13 protein-coding genes are annotated in these 15625 nt (G+C 60.2%); 12 read left to right on the top strand and 1 reads right to left on the bottom strand.

Annotated elements, in window-relative coordinates:
- Positions 1-51 precede the first annotated feature (51 nt).
- Genes MUY35_RS06300 through MUY35_RS06290 form a run of 3 tightly spaced genes read left to right on the top strand, consistent with a single transcriptional unit; the run spans position 52 to position 3106 of the window.
- Positions 52-717: a response regulator transcription factor gene (locus MUY35_RS06300; RefSeq protein ID WP_248364832.1), complete on the top strand. Its 666-nt coding sequence runs from the start codon at positions 52-54 to the stop codon at positions 715-717.
- Positions 714-2087: a sensor histidine kinase gene (locus tag MUY35_RS06295; protein ID WP_248364831.1), complete on the top strand. Its 1374-nt coding sequence runs from the start codon at positions 714-716 to the stop codon at positions 2085-2087. Before MUY35_RS06300 ends, MUY35_RS06295 begins: the two co-directional genes overlap by 4 nt.
- The gene (locus MUY35_RS06290; protein ID WP_248364830.1) at positions 2057-3106 is read left to right on the top strand and encodes an extracellular solute-binding protein; all 1050 of its coding nucleotides are present in this window, start codon (positions 2057-2059) and stop codon (positions 3104-3106) included. The genes MUY35_RS06295 and MUY35_RS06290 overlap by 31 nt, the downstream gene beginning before the upstream one ends.
- A gap of 49 nt (positions 3107-3155) precedes the next feature.
- Here MUY35_RS06290 and ilvD read toward each other — a convergent pair whose 3' ends face one another.
- Positions 3156-4991 (bottom strand): dihydroxy-acid dehydratase, encoded by a 1836-nt coding sequence (ilvD, locus tag MUY35_RS06285; protein WP_248364829.1) that lies wholly within the window; start codon positions 4989-4991, stop codon positions 3156-3158.
- A 155-nt stretch (positions 4992-5146) separates the two neighbouring features.
- Between ilvD and MUY35_RS06280 the strand changes: the two genes are divergently transcribed.
- From MUY35_RS06280 to MUY35_RS06240, 9 genes are all read left to right on the top strand, one after another.
- On the top strand, positions 5147-6166 hold the full coding sequence (locus MUY35_RS06280) for an SDR family NAD(P)-dependent oxidoreductase (RefSeq protein WP_248364827.1): 1020 nt from the start codon (positions 5147-5149) through the stop codon (positions 6164-6166).
- Positions 6167-6309: 143 nt separating this feature from the next.
- Positions 6310-7590 carry a Vi polysaccharide biosynthesis UDP-N-acetylglucosamine C-6 dehydrogenase TviB gene (tviB, locus tag MUY35_RS06275; RefSeq protein WP_248364825.1) on the top strand — a complete coding sequence of 427 codons (1281 nt, stop codon included), beginning with the start codon at positions 6310-6312 and terminating at the stop codon, positions 7588-7590.
- A complete protein-coding gene (locus MUY35_RS06270; RefSeq protein WP_248364823.1) occupies positions 7590-9389 on the top strand; it encodes an ABC transporter ATP-binding protein in 1800 nt (599 codons plus the stop codon). Before tviB ends, MUY35_RS06270 begins: the two co-directional genes overlap by 1 nt.
- Entirely contained in the window at positions 9386-10531 is a 1146-nt protein-coding gene (locus MUY35_RS06265; RefSeq protein WP_248364822.1) for a glycosyltransferase, read from the top strand. Before MUY35_RS06270 ends, MUY35_RS06265 begins: the two co-directional genes overlap by 4 nt.
- Positions 10528-11769 carry a glycosyltransferase gene (locus tag MUY35_RS06260; RefSeq protein WP_248364821.1) on the top strand — a complete coding sequence of 414 codons (1242 nt, stop codon included), beginning with the start codon at positions 10528-10530 and terminating at the stop codon, positions 11767-11769. Before MUY35_RS06265 ends, MUY35_RS06260 begins: the two co-directional genes overlap by 4 nt.
- Complete coding sequence (locus MUY35_RS06255; protein WP_248364820.1) at positions 11766-12437, top strand: haloacid dehalogenase-like hydrolase; 672 nt, start codon at positions 11766-11768, stop codon at positions 12435-12437. The genes MUY35_RS06260 and MUY35_RS06255 overlap by 4 nt, the downstream gene beginning before the upstream one ends.
- Positions 12415-13236 (top strand): hypothetical protein, encoded by an 822-nt coding sequence (locus tag MUY35_RS06250; protein WP_248364819.1) that lies wholly within the window; start codon positions 12415-12417, stop codon positions 13234-13236. Before MUY35_RS06255 ends, MUY35_RS06250 begins: the two co-directional genes overlap by 23 nt.
- Entirely contained in the window at positions 13233-14303 is a 1071-nt protein-coding gene (locus MUY35_RS06245; RefSeq protein WP_248364818.1) for an EpsG family protein, read from the top strand. Before MUY35_RS06250 ends, MUY35_RS06245 begins: the two co-directional genes overlap by 4 nt.
- 9 nt (positions 14304-14312) lie before the next feature.
- Positions 14313-15464, top strand: a complete 1152-nt coding sequence (locus tag MUY35_RS06240) for a glycosyltransferase family 4 protein (RefSeq protein ID WP_248364817.1) — start codon at positions 14313-14315, stop codon at positions 15462-15464.
- The last annotated feature ends 161 nt before the right edge of the window (positions 15465-15625 follow it).

The raw sequence follows: 15625 nt of genomic DNA, 5'->3' as shown, positions 1-15625 counted from the left end.
TCGCCTGAACCTGACACCAACCTGTCACGCACCACAAAAAAAGGGCAACGAATGCGGTTCCTTCTGATCGAGGACAATCCAAAGCTGGCGGGCGTCGTGGTCGAGCGGCTGCAACTGGACGGCCATGCGGTCGACCATGCCGGCACCCTTGCCGACGCTGGCGACCTGACGGCTGTTGCCGATTACGACCTGATTTTGCTGGATATAATGCTGCCCGATGGGGACGGGCGCGATTTTCTGGAACGTCAAAGACAAGCCGAAAAACGCACCCCAGTGATCGTCATTACCGCCCGGTCTGCCGTATCCGACCGCGTGGGCCTCTTGGATCTTGGCGCAGATGATTACATCGTCAAACCCTTCGACTTTTCCGAGTTGGAAGCCCGCGTGCGCGCCGTTCTCAGGCGTCAGGGCGGGGCTGCGGACAACGCAGTGACCTTCGAAGAGACCACACTTGATTCGACCAAAGGAGAGTTGCGGTTTGACGGCGAAACCGTGCCCCTGCGCAATCGCGAACTCCGCCTGCTTGAGGTGTTCTTCGCAGCCCCCGGTCAGGTTTTCTCAAAAACCCACCTGATCGACCGGCTGTTTTCGCTGTCTGATGAAGCATCAGAGAACGCGATTGAGGTCTATGTGGGTAGGTTGCGCAAGCGCCTTGAAGGATCAGGCGCAAAAATCGAAACCGTCCGCGGGCTAGGCTATCGGATGGTCGCGCGGTGAGGATACTCGGATCCATCCGCAGGCGGCTTTTCATCCAGCTAGCCCTTGTCGCGGCTGTGCTGTCGCTGGCGTTCTTTTTGGTCGTGCGCGGCGTGGCCGAACGGGCGGCCGAAGGCACGCAGGATGATATCTTGTCAGCGTCCGCTACGGCCATTGCCGACAGTTTGCGCAGTGAAGGTGGTCACGTGACGCTCGACCTGCCTTATTCGGCGCTGTCGATGCTGGGGTCGATCAACGAGGATCGCGTGTTTTACCGGGTCGTGTCCGAGGGAAAAACACTGACCGGCTATGGCGACCTGCCGCAGCCAGAGGTGCCACCACGCCTCAGCGCGCCCAGTTTCGAGACGCTCGATTATCGCGGGGACGAGATCCGCGCGGCGTCGGTCATCCGCCCCGTTGGCACCGGCACAAACGCCGCTCAGGTCGTGGTGACGGTCGCGCAAACGCGCCAGGGGCTTGCCGCTATTTCGCGCCAGATCACCGCGACGGCCACCGGGATTGGTGTCGGGTTCTTCCTGCTGGCAACGGCGCTCAGCCTGTGGGCCGCTGGGTCGGCACTGGCCCCGATCACCCGCATGACGGGGTCGGTCACACGGCGCGGCCCCAATGATCTGCGCCCGGTGAAAGCAAATGCCCCGGATGAGCTGGTGCCGCTGATCAATGCGCTGAATTCTTTCATGGCGCGGCTCAGATCGTCCCTGTCACGCACCGAAGATTTCATCGCCGAAGCCGCCCACCGTGTGCGCACACCGCTTGCCACCGTGCGCGCGCAGGCCGAGATCACGCATCGCAAGCTGAACAAGCCTGAACACAAGCAAGCCATCCGCGAAATGATCCGCGCCATTGACGAAAGTTCGCGGTCCGCGGGCCAGATGTTGGACCACGCAATGGTGACGTTTCGTGCCGACAGCCTGGCGCAAGACGCGCTGGATTTGCGGGGGTTGATGGAGGAGACCTGCGACCGGCTTGGCCCCACGGCTGACCTAAAAGACATCGCGATCCGGCGCGACACGGGCACGGACCCCGTGGCCTTCACGGGCGATGGTATCTTGCTGCAAGCAGCACTTCAAAACATCCTCGACAACGCGATCAAATACTCCCCGGACTACAGCGATATCACCGCCCGCGTGGCGTTGGATGACAACATCACCCTGTCGTTCACCGATCAGGGGCGGGGGTTTGGTGACACGGATCTGTCCGGCCTGACCACCCGTTATACGCGCGGCGCGAATGTGGGCGACATCGTGGGGTCGGGCCTTGGCTTGACCATCGCGGACGAGGTCGCAAAAGCCCATGGCGGGCGGTTGGAAATCTCCACCAATAAGAAGGGAGAAGGCGCATGTGTTTCGCTGGTATTTCCGCGCGGTTAATGGCGGCGCTGGTGGCGCTGATCATGTCGGCAAGCGTCGCGATGAGCTTCGAGGTCGAAGATCGCAGGCTTTATGAGGCCACGTCTGAACTAGCGCGGATCAACGTTATCTCGACCGCCGATCTTGATGTATTCGACCCAATCATCCGCGCCTTTCAGGCCAGCCGACCGGGGGTGACGATTGACTACACCGTGACCGGCACCACCGACCTGATGGAAGCGCTTTACGACGAAGGGGCGGCGTTCGACCTTGCGATATCCTCCGCGATGGACTTGCAGACCAAACTCGCCAATGACGGGTTCGCACAAAATCACACGCCCCAAACAGCCACCAATCTGCCCATATGGGCCAGCTGGCGCGACCAGCTTTTCGCGTTCACGCAGGAACCTGCTGTTCTTGTCGTGTCGGACAATTTCTTCGGCGACGATGACGCCCCGCAAAGCCGCGACGAGTTGATTGCCTTGCTGCGCGACAACCCCGAGAGGTTTCAGGGCAAGATCGGCACCTATGACGTGCGCCGATCCGGTTTCGGCTATTTGATGGCGACGCAGGACAGCCGAAACTCAGACGCGTTCTGGCGGTTGATGGAGGTGATGGGGCGCTTGGATGCGGAGCTCTACTGCTGCTCAAGCGACATGATCCGGGACGTGGCATCAGGTAAGCTGGCCTTGGCATATAACGTGCTGGGCAGCTATGCGGCGGCGCAACTCAAAAGCACCGGCGGCTTCCAGATTATCGAGATGAGCGATTATGTGAACGTCATGTCGCGCACTGTCCTGATCCCACAGTCCGCCGAAAATCCGGATGAAGCCCGCGCGATGCTGGATTTTCTTCTTGAGTTGAATGCGCGGCAGGATCTGGTCGACGCCTCCGGCCTGCCTGCTATTGATGCGGCCGCGCTGCGGGCGAACCCGTCGCTTAGACCCATCCGGTTTGGACCGGGTCTTTTGGTGTTTCTGGACAGCCTGAAACGGCAGAGTTTCCTGCGCAACTGGGAGAATTCGTTGCTCCAGAATTGAAAAAGGGCAGAGGTTTCCCCTGCCCTTCTCAGTTCTTTCTGGTTGCGGATCAGTCGATCATGCGCACCGCGCCCTTGGCGGCAGAAGACGCCAGCATCGCATAGGCTTTCAATGCCTTCGACACTTTGCGCTTGCGCGGCTGGGCGGGGTGCCAGCCTTTTTCGTCCTGCGCGGCGCGGCGCGTGGCCAGTTCGTCGTCCGACACGGCTAGATTGATCGTGCGGTTGGGGATGTCGATCTCGATCTTGTCGCCTTGCTGGACCAGCCCGATCGCGCCGCCTTCGGCGGCTTCCGGCGAAACGTGGCCGATTGACAGGCCCGAGGTGCCGCCAGAAAAGCGCCCGTCGGTCAAAAGCGCACAGGCTTTGCCTAACCCCTTCGATTTCAGATAGCTGGTCGGATACAACATTTCCTGCATACCCGGCCCACCGCGCGGCCCTTCGTAGCGGATGACGACGACATCGCCTTCCTTGACCTTGCCAGTTAGAATGTCACTGACCGCCGCGTCCTGACTTTCGCAGACATGCGCAGTGCCGGTGAACTTCAGGATGCTTGCATCCACGCCCGCCGTTTTCACGATGCAGCCATCCAGCGCGATGTTGCCAAACAGAACAGCCAGACCGCCATCTTCACTGAACGCGTGTTTCCTTGACCGGATCACGCCGCCTTCGCGGTCGGTGTCGAGTTCCTTGTATCGGTTCGACTGGCTGAACGCCTGCGTCGTGCGCACGCCACCCGGAGCCGCCTTGAACAGGCTTTCCGCCTCGGGGTTGTTGGCAATCGTGATGTCCCACTTCGCAATCGCTTCGGCCATCGTTGCTGTGTGCACAGTCGAACAATCGCCATGCAGAAGCCCGGCCCGATGCAGCTCGCCCAGGATCGAGAAGATGCCGCCGGCGCGGTGCACGTCTTCCATATGAACATTGGCAATATTGGGCGAAACCTTACACAGGCAGGGCACATGGCGGCTGAGTCGGTCCATGTCTTTCATGGTGAAATCGACCTCGCCTTCGTGGGCGATGGCCAGCAAGTGCAGAACCGTGTTGGTCGATCCGCCCATCGCAATATCCAGCGACATGGCATTCTCGAACGCATCAAACGTGGCGATCTCGCGCGGCAGCAGGCCTTTTTCTTCGTTCACGTAATGACGCTTGGTGATCTCGACGATCTTGCGCCCGGCTTCCAGAAACAGGTGTTTCCGGTCCGCGTGGGTCGCAAGTGTCGAGCCGTTGCCGGGCAGCGCCAAGCCCAGCGCCTCGGCCAGACAGTTCATCGAGTTCGCGGTGAACATCCCCGAACACGACCCGCAGGTCGGGCAGGCGTTTTCTTCGATATGCTGAACCTGCTCATCCGTCAGGTCTTCGCTGGCGGCAGCGACCATCGCGTCGACAAGGTCGATCTTGTCCATATCAAGGTCGGCAATGTCGATCTTGCCGGCCTCCATCGGACCGCCGGACACGAAAATTGCCGGGATGTTCAGGCGCATTGCCGCCATCAGCATGCCCGGCGTGATCTTGTCGCAGTTCGAAATGCAAACCATCGCATCCGCACAATGCGCGTTAACCATGTATTCGACGCTATCGGCGATCACTTCGCGCGACGGCAGCGAATACAGCATCCCGTCATGGCCCATGGCGATACCGTCATCAACGGCGATGGTGTTGAATTCCTTGGCAACACCGCCTGCGGCCTCGACCTCGCGCGCGACCATCTGGCCCAAGTCTTTCAGGTGGACGTGACCCGGCACGAACTGGGTGAAGCTGTTGACGATCGCGACGATCGGCTTGCCGAAATCATCATCGGTCATGCCGGTCGCGCGCCAAAGGCCACGGGCACCGGCCATATTGCGGCCATGGGTCGAAGTTCTGGATCTGTAAGCAGGCATGCGGTCCCCACCTTTGCTGAAGTCTGGTTCAGAAAGCGGATTACCATTCCACGCGCGATGACGCCAGCGCAGATTGGCACGTCACGATCGGGCTTGGCGCTGCCCGTTCACCACGTTAGAAGCGACCAGAACGACACCCAGAAAGGCAATTTTCCATGGCGCAACGCAAAGTTTTGGTCACCGGGTCCGCCGGGTTTATCGGCTATCACCTGTCCAATCTTCTGCTGGCCGAGGGGTTCCGCGTGCATGGCTATGATGGGATGACGGACTACTACGATGTGACATTGAAACAGCGCCGCCACCAAATGCTGTTGCAGAATGCCGACTTCACCATGACCGAAGGGATGCTGGAAGATCAGGCGCTGCTGGACACGGTCGTCGACGAATTTGAGCCGGACGTGATCGTCCACCTCGCCGCTCAGGCGGGCGTGCGTTACAGCCTTGAGAACCCCCGCGCCTATCTGGACAGCAACGTGATCGGCACCTTCAACGTGATGGAGGCCGCGCGCCGCCACAAGGTCGATCACTTGCTGATGGCCTCGACCAGTTCGGTGTACGGCGCAAACACCGACATGCCGTTCATCGAAACGGAAAAGGCCGACACGCAGCTGACCATCTATGCCGCCACCAAGAAGGCCAATGAAAGCATGGCGCACAGCTATGCCCATCTTTGGGACCTGCCGACAACGATGTTTCGCTTCTTCACCGTCTATGGCCCTTGGGGACGCCCCGACATGGCGTTGTTCAAGTTCACCAAGGGGATCATCGAAGACACGCCCATCGACATTTACAACAATGGCGACATGTACCGGGACTTCACCTATGTCGAAGATTTGGTGCGCGGTATCCGCCTGTTGATCGACACCCCCCCTGTGCGCCCTAACAGCCCGGACGAGATTGAGGATGGCGACAGCCTGTCGCCCGCCGCACCCTATCGCGTGGTGAATGTCGGAAACTCCGACAAGGTGCGTTTGCTGGATTTCGTCGATACGATCGAGGATGCTTTGGGCCGGAAAGCCCAGCGCAACTATATGGAGATGCAGATGGGCGACGTGCCCGCCACTTGGGCGGATGCAACGCTGCTGCAACGGCTTACAGGTTATCGCCCCGCCACTGATTTTCGCGATGGGGTAAACAGCTTCGTGGCGTGGTATCTGGACTATTATAAGGTCTGATATACTGCGTTTGCGGGGCCAGACAGTATTCTTTGTCCTATTTTACCCCCCTAGGTTGAATTTTAGCTTTCTTTTAACGGAAATTTACGCAATGTTACACCCGCAATGGTTGTGTTGTGGATGGATAACGGACGCATTAGGCGATGAAAGACTTTCCGGACGTGGGACAGATCGCGGTGATCGGGTTGGGCTATGTCGGCCTGCCCCTAGCGGTCGAGTTCGGCAAGAAGCGTCCGGTTATCGGATTTGACATCGACGCTGCCCGCGTTGGCGACTTGCAATCCGGCATCGACCGCACGGAAGAAGTAACAACGAACGACCTGTCCAATGCGCGCCATCTGACTTTCAGCAACAACCCGGACGCGCTGGCGAAAGCCAACATCTTCGTCGTGACCGTGCCCACCCCCATCGACGCCCATAACCGGCCCGACCTGACACCCCTGCGACGCGCCAGCGAAACCGTGGGCCGGGCGCTGTCGGCAGGCGACACCGTCATCTATGAAAGCACGGTCTATCCGGGGGCTACGGAAGAGGTCTGCGTTCCGATCCTCGAAGCCATCTCGGGCCTGACCTTCAACCGCGATTTCTTCGTCGGCTACAGCCCGGAAAGGATCAATCCGGGCGACCGCGACCACCGGCTGCCGACGATTGTGAAAGTGACCTCTGGCTCGACCCCCGATGCCGCCGACCGCATCGACGCGCTTTATGCCCAGATCATCACGGCGGGCACCTACAAGGCCGAAAGCATCCGCGTGGCCGAAGCCGCCAAGGTGATCGAAAATACCCAGCGCGATCTGAACATCAGCCTGGTGAACGAGCTTGCGATCATCTTCAACCGGTTGGGCATCGACACCGGCGCGGTGTTGCAAGCGGCGGGCACCAAGTGGAATTTCCTGCCCTTTCAGCCGGGGCTGGTGGGCGGTCACTGCATTGGCGTTGATCCTTATTACCTGACCCACAAGGCAGAGGAAATTGGCTATCACCCGCAGGTGATCCTGTCGGGCCGCCGGATCAATGACGGCATGGGCGCCTATGTCGCCGGGCAGATGATCAAGTCGATGATGCGCAAGGGGATCCATGTCGCCAAGTCGCGGGTGCTGATCCTTGGGCTGACCTTCAAGGAAAACTGCCCCGATCTGCGCAACACGCGTGTCGTCGATATCCTGGAGGAACTGCGCGATTATGGCGTTCAAGTGGATATCCACGACCCCTATGCCGACCCCGTCACAGCCCGCGCGGAGTATGATATCGATCTGACTCCGGACCCCGCAGCGCACTGCTATGACGGCGTGATGCTGGCAGTGCCGCACCGCGCCTATCTGGATCGCCCGTCGGGGTGGATCAACGGCTATGCCAAAAACCTATCGGTGATCTATGACATCAAATCCGCGCTTCCGCGCGAAATGGCGGATTTGCGGCTGTGATGACCGGGACGCTCCGCAAACTCTGGTCACTTCTGACCCCGCGCGAACGCAGGCGCGGCACGCTGGTGCTGGGCCTCGCGCTGATCATGGCGGTATTCGAGGTGATCGGCGTCGCCTCGGTCTTTCCGTTCTTTCTGGCCCTGTCGGACCCCGGCCTTGTGCAGACGAACTCCTACCTGTCCGCCGCCTATCAATGGGGCGGGTTCACCGATCACCACAGTTTCCTGCTCGCACTGGCGCTTGTCACCTTCGCCTTTCTTATCAGCGGCGCGCTGATCCGCAGCGCGGGGGAATATGCGATGACGCGGTTTGTCCAGATGCGCCGCCACAGCCTTGGCACGCGGTTGATCACCCGTTACCTGCGTCAGCCTTATGCGTTCTTTCTGGGGCGTCATACGGGTGAGATGGCGAAGAACATCCTGTCCGAGGTCGAACAAGTCACCATGTTCGCGCTGGCCCCGGTCTTGCGGCTGACCACATCCCTTGTGACGTTGATGGCGATGCTGGGCTTTCTGATCGTCATGGACCCGATTATTGCCTTCGCCGCCATGGCCATTCTGGGCACGGCCTATACGCTGATCTTCCTGACCATCCGCCGCCTTGTCACCCGCAACAGCGCCCGCCGCGTGGCCGCCGACGAGGCACGATACACCATCGCGCGCGAAGCGTTGGGCGGCATCAAGGACATCCGTGTCCTTGGCAAAGAAGACGCCTATATCCGCCATTTCCGCGCTCCATCTATCGAGGTGTCGCGGATGCAAGCCGCCAACCTCGTGTTGGGTCAGGTGCCGAAATATCTGGTCGAGGCCATCGGCTTTGGCGGCATGTTACTTCTGTGCGTCGCCCTGCTGGCAACCCTCGGCCCCAACGCCAGCACCGCCGCGATCCTGCCGAAACTTGGCGTCTATACCTTTGCGGGCTACCGGATGTTGCCATCCGTGCAGGGCATTTACCGCGCGATGGTCGAGCTTCGCTTCGGCGCTGGCGCTGTGGATGTTCTGTTCAACGACATGCAAGCCTTGCCGGATACCACGCCCCAAGCCGGGAACGTGCAGCCAATACGCCTGACCAAGGCGCTGGAGGTGACGAACGTCAGCTATTCCTATGATGACACGACGCGCAGCCTTTGCGATCTGTCCCTGACCATCCCGGCGGGTTCGTCCGTTGGCATCGTCGGCAGCACCGGGGCGGGCAAGACCACGTTGATCGACCTGCTTCTGGGTCTTCTGACCCCACAATCCGGGCGGATTAGCGTCGATGGCGCGCCGATCACCGCGGCCAACGTTAAGGGCTGGCAAGCCTCAATCGGCTATGTGCCGCAGTCGATCTTTCTGGCCGACACCACCATCGCCGAGAACATCGCCCTTGGCACGCCACGCGCGCAGATCGACATGCAGCGCATCGCCGAATGCGCCCGGATGGCGCAACTGGATCACTTCGTCGGAACGCAGCTTCCCGATGGCTACGACACCCCTACTGGCGAAAGTGGTGTGCGGCTGTCTGGCGGACAACGCCAGCGCATCGGCATCGCCCGCGCCCTGTATCACGACCCCGACATTCTGGTGTTTGACGAGGCGACAAGCGCGCTAGACACTACAACAGAACGCGAAGTGATGAAGGCGATTGCCGGGCTTCAGGGGCAGAAAACAATTGTGATGATCGCCCACCGTATTTCCACGGTCGAGGCATGTGACAAGATCGTAGTGTTAGAAGAAGGCCGCATCGCGGCCAGTGGCAGCTATGCCCAACTGATCGCAAAACATGACGGGTTTCGCGCCTTGGCCGGGGTCGCGGCATGAAACACGCGCATCCTTTGCAACCGGACCCCCAAACCTCACCAAAGCTGGCGTTTCTACTGCCAGACCTGCGCGGTGGTGGGGCGGAACGTGTCATGCTGACCCTCGCGTCCGAGTTCGCGAACCTAGGCTATGCGCCGCATTTCCTTCTGGCGCGGGCCGAAGGCGAATTGTTGGACCAAGCACAGAACGCTGGCTTCCCCGTCACGAACCTAAAAGCCGACCGACTGCGCGGCGTCGCGTCGCCATTACGGCGCTGGCTACGCCAAAACGAGCCGTTCGCATTGATCCCCGCCATGTGGCCCCTGACCAGCATTGCCGTTTGGGCGGCGCGTGGCATGAAGGTGCCTGTCATCACGACCGACCACGCAACGCTGTCGGATCAATATGCCAGTAAGGGCTTCCCGCACCGCCTTGCCCTGCGCACGAGCATCCGCGCGACCTATCCGCTGGCACAGGCCAATGTCTCGGTCTCGACCGGGGCCGCCCGCGATCTTGAGACGTTGGGGCTGCTGCCAAACCACTCGGTGACGGTGATCCATAATCCGATTGCACCACCTACCACCCCAACCGGTCGGGCTGATTGGCCCGCAAAGGCCCAGCACCGGGTCTTGTCGGTCGGCAGTCTGCGGTGGCAAAAGGATTTTCCGACCCTGCTGCACGCCTTCCGACACCTTTTGGATCAAGGCTGCGACGCAGAGCTTGTGATCCTTGGCGATGGGCCGGACCTCGCGATGCTAACGGAAATTGTCCAGTCGCTTGATCTGGCTCAGCGCGTGACCTTGCCCGGCTTCAGCTCCGACACCGGGGCGTATTACGCAACGGCCGATCTGTTCGCGCTTTGCTCGCGCAGCGAAGGTTTTGCGAATGTCATCGTCGAGGCGCTGTCACACGGGCTGCCGGTCGTCGCGACCGACTGCCCGCATGGCCCGGCCGAAATTCTGTCGAACGGCAAATGCGGCACACTGGTCCCGGTTCAAGACGCAGCCGCCTTGGCCCAAGCGATGGCCGCTGCCCTGCACGCGCCGCACGACCCAGACACGTCGCGCCGCCGCGCCAAAGACTTCGCCCCATCGGTCGCGGTGCAAAAATTTCATACCCTTCTTCCTAACCAGCATTTTTCAAACACAGTAGGAACATCATGAGCGCCACTCGTTCGATCTTCGTCACCAACAACGGATTGTCAGACCACATCGGCACCGCGCAAGTGCTGCCCTATCTTGAAGGTCTGTCAGCACGCGGCCATGAAATCGCCTGTCTGTCAGTCGAGCACCCGTCGCACCAAGACGAGTATGAAGCCAGCGTTGCCCCTCGGCTGGCGCGCGCCGGCATCGTTCACAGCCCAATCACCCGCCGCATATCGCCACTTGCCGGGAAGCTTGAGCGGTTCGCGATTCCCACCCTGATGCAAAGCCGCCTGGACAGGTTGGTCGAAACCTTCCAACCGGATCTGATCCATTGCCGCAGCTACATGCCGCTGGGCGCCGTGCTGCCTATCGCCGAACGACGCGGCCTGCCTTACGTGTTCGACATGCGCGGGTTTTGGGTGGACGAACGTTGTGAAGCGGGCATCTGGCAAGGCCCGGTGGGGCGCAGCATTGCGCGCCACTTTCGCAAGCTGGAAACAAGGGCAATCAACGGCGCAACTGCGATTGTCGCCCTGACCAATGACGCAAAGTCGGTGATCGCCACGCGCCGCCCCTCGGCCGGGTCGGTGACCAGCGTCATTCCTTGCAGCGTTGATCAGGATCGGTTTCGGCCAGACAAGGTCGCGCGGGCGCAAACGCGACTGGAGCTCGGCTTTTCGGCAAAGGACGTGGTGTTGGCACATCTTGGATCAGCTGGACCGCTATACCAGATGGGCACGACCTATCGCTTGCTCGCGGCCCTTCAGGCGCTGGGGATGCGGGCCCGGCTTTTGTTGATCGGCAACCACAGTATCGACCAGCATGTCACAGCAGCGCAGAAACTGGGCGTCACACTGAACCCAGCAGATTTGACCTGCCGCCGCGTGCCTCATGACGACGTGCCTGCGTTGCTAAATGGTGCCGACATCGGCCTGTCCTTTCGGATCGCGACCAAGTCCAGCCTTGGCGTGTCCGCCACCAAGGTTGGCGAATACCTGTCCTGCGGCCTTCCGGTGATCAGCAACACGGGCATTGGTGACATCACCAGCATCTTGCCCGACCGCCGGTTCGGCCTGGTGCTGGCACATCATGACACAGCCGCTATCGAACACGCGGCGCGCACCATCGCATCCGCGCCCTTTGCGCCGCGCGCCGTCATCCGCGCCCATGCCGCCGGACGGTTTTCGCTGGATCGGGCCTGCGACCAGTATGATGCGCTTTATCGCATGTTCAACGCCGAAAGGCAGGCCGCATGAAGGCCCCCAAGCCGCGCATTCTGGCTGTCGACGTTTGCGGCACGCTTTATGACACCAACACAACGGCGGGCTTGGTGATCTTCCACCACGCCCGCCGGGGCCACCGTTGGCGACACGCAATTCTGACGGCTTTGTCTCGTCGCAAAGGCATACTGCGGACCGGGCTGGTGGTGATTGCCAAACTGACCGGCTTTGACGCCCACCGCGCCCTTGTTCTGGCAAGCCTTCGGGGCGAAAGCCTGACCTCGGTCCAAGCGTCGGCGACACGGTATGTGACCGACCATCTGCCCAGACACGCCATTCTGGCCACCCATGCCCGCGTCGATCAAATGCGCGCGGCGGGATGGAAACCTGTGCTGGTGTCCAACGCGATTGCGCCCGTGATTGAAGAGATTGCCCGCCAGCTTGATCTGCCCTGCATCGCCTCGCAACCAAGGGTGCGCGCGGGCCGTCTGACCGGTCGGTTGTCGCACGATCTGACCGGTCAGAAACGCAAGGCGGTCGAGGTGTATCTGAACACCTCGCTTGATAAGGTCCATTTTGCCGTGATCACCGACAATAAGTCGGACCAAGATTTGGTCGCCGTGGCAAAGCCCGCTGTGTTGGTCGCACCCGGCACCCCCCGCAAATGGATGAGGGATTGGGATGCCGACATCCTTTGCCACTAAGCCTCAGTGCCTGATCCTGCTTGCCCCGTTCGGCTATGCGTTCCTATCCCGCTACCACTGGCCGCGTGACTTCGTCGTCAACGCGCTGACCGCGTGGGTGCCGGGGGTGATCCTTGTGGCGCTTCTGGGTGATCTGCCTGTTGGTGCGGCAACAATGACCTATCTGTTGGGATATGCCGCCTTCATCTGCATCTACGAGGTCGGTTATCTGGCCAATGACACTATCGGGCTGCGCCACGATGCAACCCCCAGACGGCGGGTTGACCACGACCCTTCCTTCGGTTTCGTCTTGGCTTTCGTCGTGGTTCGCCTTGGGGTCGTTCTGGCAGCAGCCGTGGGGTTGAGTGTCGCAGCATCCGGGCTTTTCTGGGCCGCCATCGCTGCCCTTCTTGCAGCATTGGTCGCCCACAACACACTGCGCGCGGTCGAGCTTAAGTTCTATACTTTCATGCAGTTGTCCCTGTTCAGATTCTCGCTGCCCGTGCTGCCGATATTGATTGTCAAAGAAGACACAGTCGCAATCCTGATCGTCCTTGCCACAGCGCTTTTGCTGTTTAGCCTTCCGCGATTTTTGACATATCTGGATGCAAAAGGTCGCCTGTCGCTGCCCGAACGCAAGGCGCGCAGCTATCACCTAAAAGCCTATATCGCGGTCCTTCCTTTGGTCGCTTTGCTGTCAATCCTGACCGCCGAGCCTGCACCGATGGTCTGCCTTCTCTGGGCGGTGTTGGTGCAAATCATCTATGTTGTGCGGGCAACGGCCCCACGCTGGCGCAGGCAGGGCGCAATGCAGCCGTGATCTATGTTGCCATTTTCGTTACGCTTATTTTGCTTCGCCTTTTGCTGGCCCGCCACCCCCGCCTGCGCGATCAAACCTATCCTATCGTGCTGGCAGCCCTGTTCGCTTTCGTCGCATTCCGGCTTGAGGTCGGGTGCGACTGGAACGGCTATTATCGTCACTTCCTGATCCAGTTGGACCTTGGCCTTGCCGACGCCCTGTCCCACCGCGAGCCGCTGTGGTGGGCGTTGGTTCAATTGGTTGGGCAGTTGGGCTTGGGGTATCCGTGGCTGAACGTCGCCTCGGCTGTGATCTTCTTTGCGGGTGTGCATATGTTGGCGCGACAGCAGCCCGACAGGCTGGGTTTTCTGATCCTTCTGTTTCCCGTTCTAATCATCAACATGCCCATGTCCGGCATCCGGCAGGCCGCAGCCATTGGGATGATGTGCATGGCCTTCGCCGCGTTCAGCAAAGGTCGGGCTGTGGCCTTCAGCCTTCATGCGCTAGTCGCTACCGGCTGTCACGCCAGCGCCGGTGTTTTCCTTTTGATGGCCCCTTTGGTCGGGCGAGATTGGATCAAAGCGCGGGTGCTGGCATCGCTCGCACTCGCCGTGCCAGGAGTGCTTCTTTTGGCAAGCGGTGACGGTGCGCAACTTGCGATATCGCGCTATGTCAACAGCGGGGTCGACGCCCACGGCGCGCTGTATCGCGCCGGGCTTTTGACACTGACCGCGATCTTGTATTTCGTAGCCCTGCGCCCCGCATGGTGTGCTCGATTCTCGAGCGATCACCGGATCGTCGTATTGGGTGCGTTGATGATGTTGGCTGCCCTGCCGCTGGTCGGCGTCTCAAGCGTGATTGCAGACCGGCTTGGATATTACCTCGTCCCGCTTCAGGCCGTGATTTTCGCCCGCATCCCGTTTCTTGCGCTAGGTCGATCAGGCGCGATCCTGTCCGCTGCACTTTACGCCGTTCTGCTGTCGATGCTGACCGTCTGGACCGTTTTCTCGACCCATTTCCATTACTGCTATCTGCCCTATGACAACTGGCTTTTCGCATTGCCCGAGATTTACCAGTTCCCGAATTGAGGTTTGCCTATGAGAGTTCTTCTAACCGTCAACGCCGCGTGGAACGCCCTGAATTTCCGTCGCCCAATTATCGAGGCGTTGTTACGCCAAGGCCACCACGTCACCGTTCTGGCCCCGCTGGACAAATCCACCGAGGCGCTGCGCGCCATGGGATGCGATGTGACTGATCTGCAAATAGACGTGCAAGGTCTGTCGCCGCGCCAAGATGCCAAATTGGTGGGCCGGTTTGCGCGCCATTTCTCAACGCTGCGGCCGGATGTGATCCTAAGCTACACGGTGAAAAACAACATCTTCGGCGCGGTCGCAGCAAAACGTCTGGGAATCCCGTTTCTGCCTAACATCTCGGGCCTTGGAACCGGGTTTCTGTCGGGCGGGACGCTTAGACTGGTGGTGGAAACTTTGTATCGGTTTGCGTTCCGGGACCTGCCAATCTTATTTTTTCAAAACCCAGACGACCGCGATCTGTTTCTGAAACGACGGCTGATAACGGCTGATCAACCACGCCTTCTGCCGGGCTCTGGTGTTGATCTGATCCATTTTGCACCGACGCCACTGCCCGCCAGTCAAGACACCGTTTTTCTGATGATCTCGCGCCTCTTGCGCGATAAGGGCGTGGCGGAATATGTCCTAGCCGCGCAACAAATGCGGGCCCGGCGCGATAATGTGCGGTTTCAGATTCTTGGCCCGGTTGGGGCAGCAAACCGGTCGGCTCTTGGGGCCGCTGATCTGGATCGCTGGGTCAAGGACGGCATCATCGAGCATCTTAGCGAGCACACCGACGTGCGCCCGTTCATTACGCAGGCAGATTGCGTGGTGCTGCCGTCCTACCGCGAAGGTGCGCCCCGCACATTGCTGGAAGCCGCAAGCATGGCCCGCCCCCTGATCGCCACCGATGTGCCGGGCTGTCGGCATGTGGTGAATGACGGTGTTTCGGGCCTGTTGTGCAAAGCGCGCGATGTCGAAAGCCTTCGCCAAACGATGGAGGATTTCGCGAACATGCCCACCGATGCCCGCACCGCCATGGGGCGCGCTGGGCGGGACAAGATGCAGCGCGAATACGACCAGTCGATCGTGGTCGACGCCTACTTGGCCGCCATTTCTGACCTGACGCCGGGCTTGACCCAGTCGACAGCACAACCAGCGATCCGCTTGCGCGCTTAGCCGCAAACCTTGCAACACTCATCACGCCGCAAATTGGCAACACTATGGGTCTACCGTACATTTCTCACATACAACCTAAGGGTTTTTAATGTTGATTATTTGCAATTTTGATATGTATTAACCAAATGCTCTGATCCACCGATCAGACGGACGGAGGACAT

The organism is Aliiroseovarius sp. S1339 (genome assembly GCF_023195695.1).
Lineage (GTDB): Bacteria > Pseudomonadota > Alphaproteobacteria > Rhodobacterales > Rhodobacteraceae > Aliiroseovarius.
This window is presented reverse-complemented; position numbering and strand designations above follow the sequence as displayed.

Coding starts and splice junctions, on each gene's coding strand:
- MUY35_RS06290 (WP_248364830.1), top strand. CDS start 2,057: ATGTGTTTCGCTGGTATTTCCGCGCGGTTAATGGCGGCGCTGGTGGCG.
- ilvD (WP_248364829.1), bottom strand. CDS start 4,991: ATGCCTGCTTACAGATCCAGAACTTCGACCCATGGCCGCAATATGGCC.
- MUY35_RS06240 (WP_248364817.1), top strand. CDS start 14,313: ATGAGAGTTCTTCTAACCGTCAACGCCGCGTGGAACGCCCTGAATTTC.
- MUY35_RS06270 (WP_248364823.1), top strand. CDS start 7,590: ATGACCGGGACGCTCCGCAAACTCTGGTCACTTCTGACCCCGCGCGAA.
- MUY35_RS06300 (WP_248364832.1), top strand. CDS start 52: ATGCGGTTCCTTCTGATCGAGGACAATCCAAAGCTGGCGGGCGTCGTG.
- MUY35_RS06280 (WP_248364827.1), top strand. CDS start 5,147: ATGGCGCAACGCAAAGTTTTGGTCACCGGGTCCGCCGGGTTTATCGGC.
- MUY35_RS06260 (WP_248364821.1), top strand. CDS start 10,528: ATGAGCGCCACTCGTTCGATCTTCGTCACCAACAACGGATTGTCAGAC.
- MUY35_RS06255 (WP_248364820.1), top strand. CDS start 11,766: ATGAAGGCCCCCAAGCCGCGCATTCTGGCTGTCGACGTTTGCGGCACG.
- MUY35_RS06265 (WP_248364822.1), top strand. CDS start 9,386: ATGAAACACGCGCATCCTTTGCAACCGGACCCCCAAACCTCACCAAAG.
- MUY35_RS06250 (WP_248364819.1), top strand. CDS start 12,415: ATGCCGACATCCTTTGCCACTAAGCCTCAGTGCCTGATCCTGCTTGCC.
- tviB (WP_248364825.1), top strand. CDS start 6,310: ATGAAAGACTTTCCGGACGTGGGACAGATCGCGGTGATCGGGTTGGGC.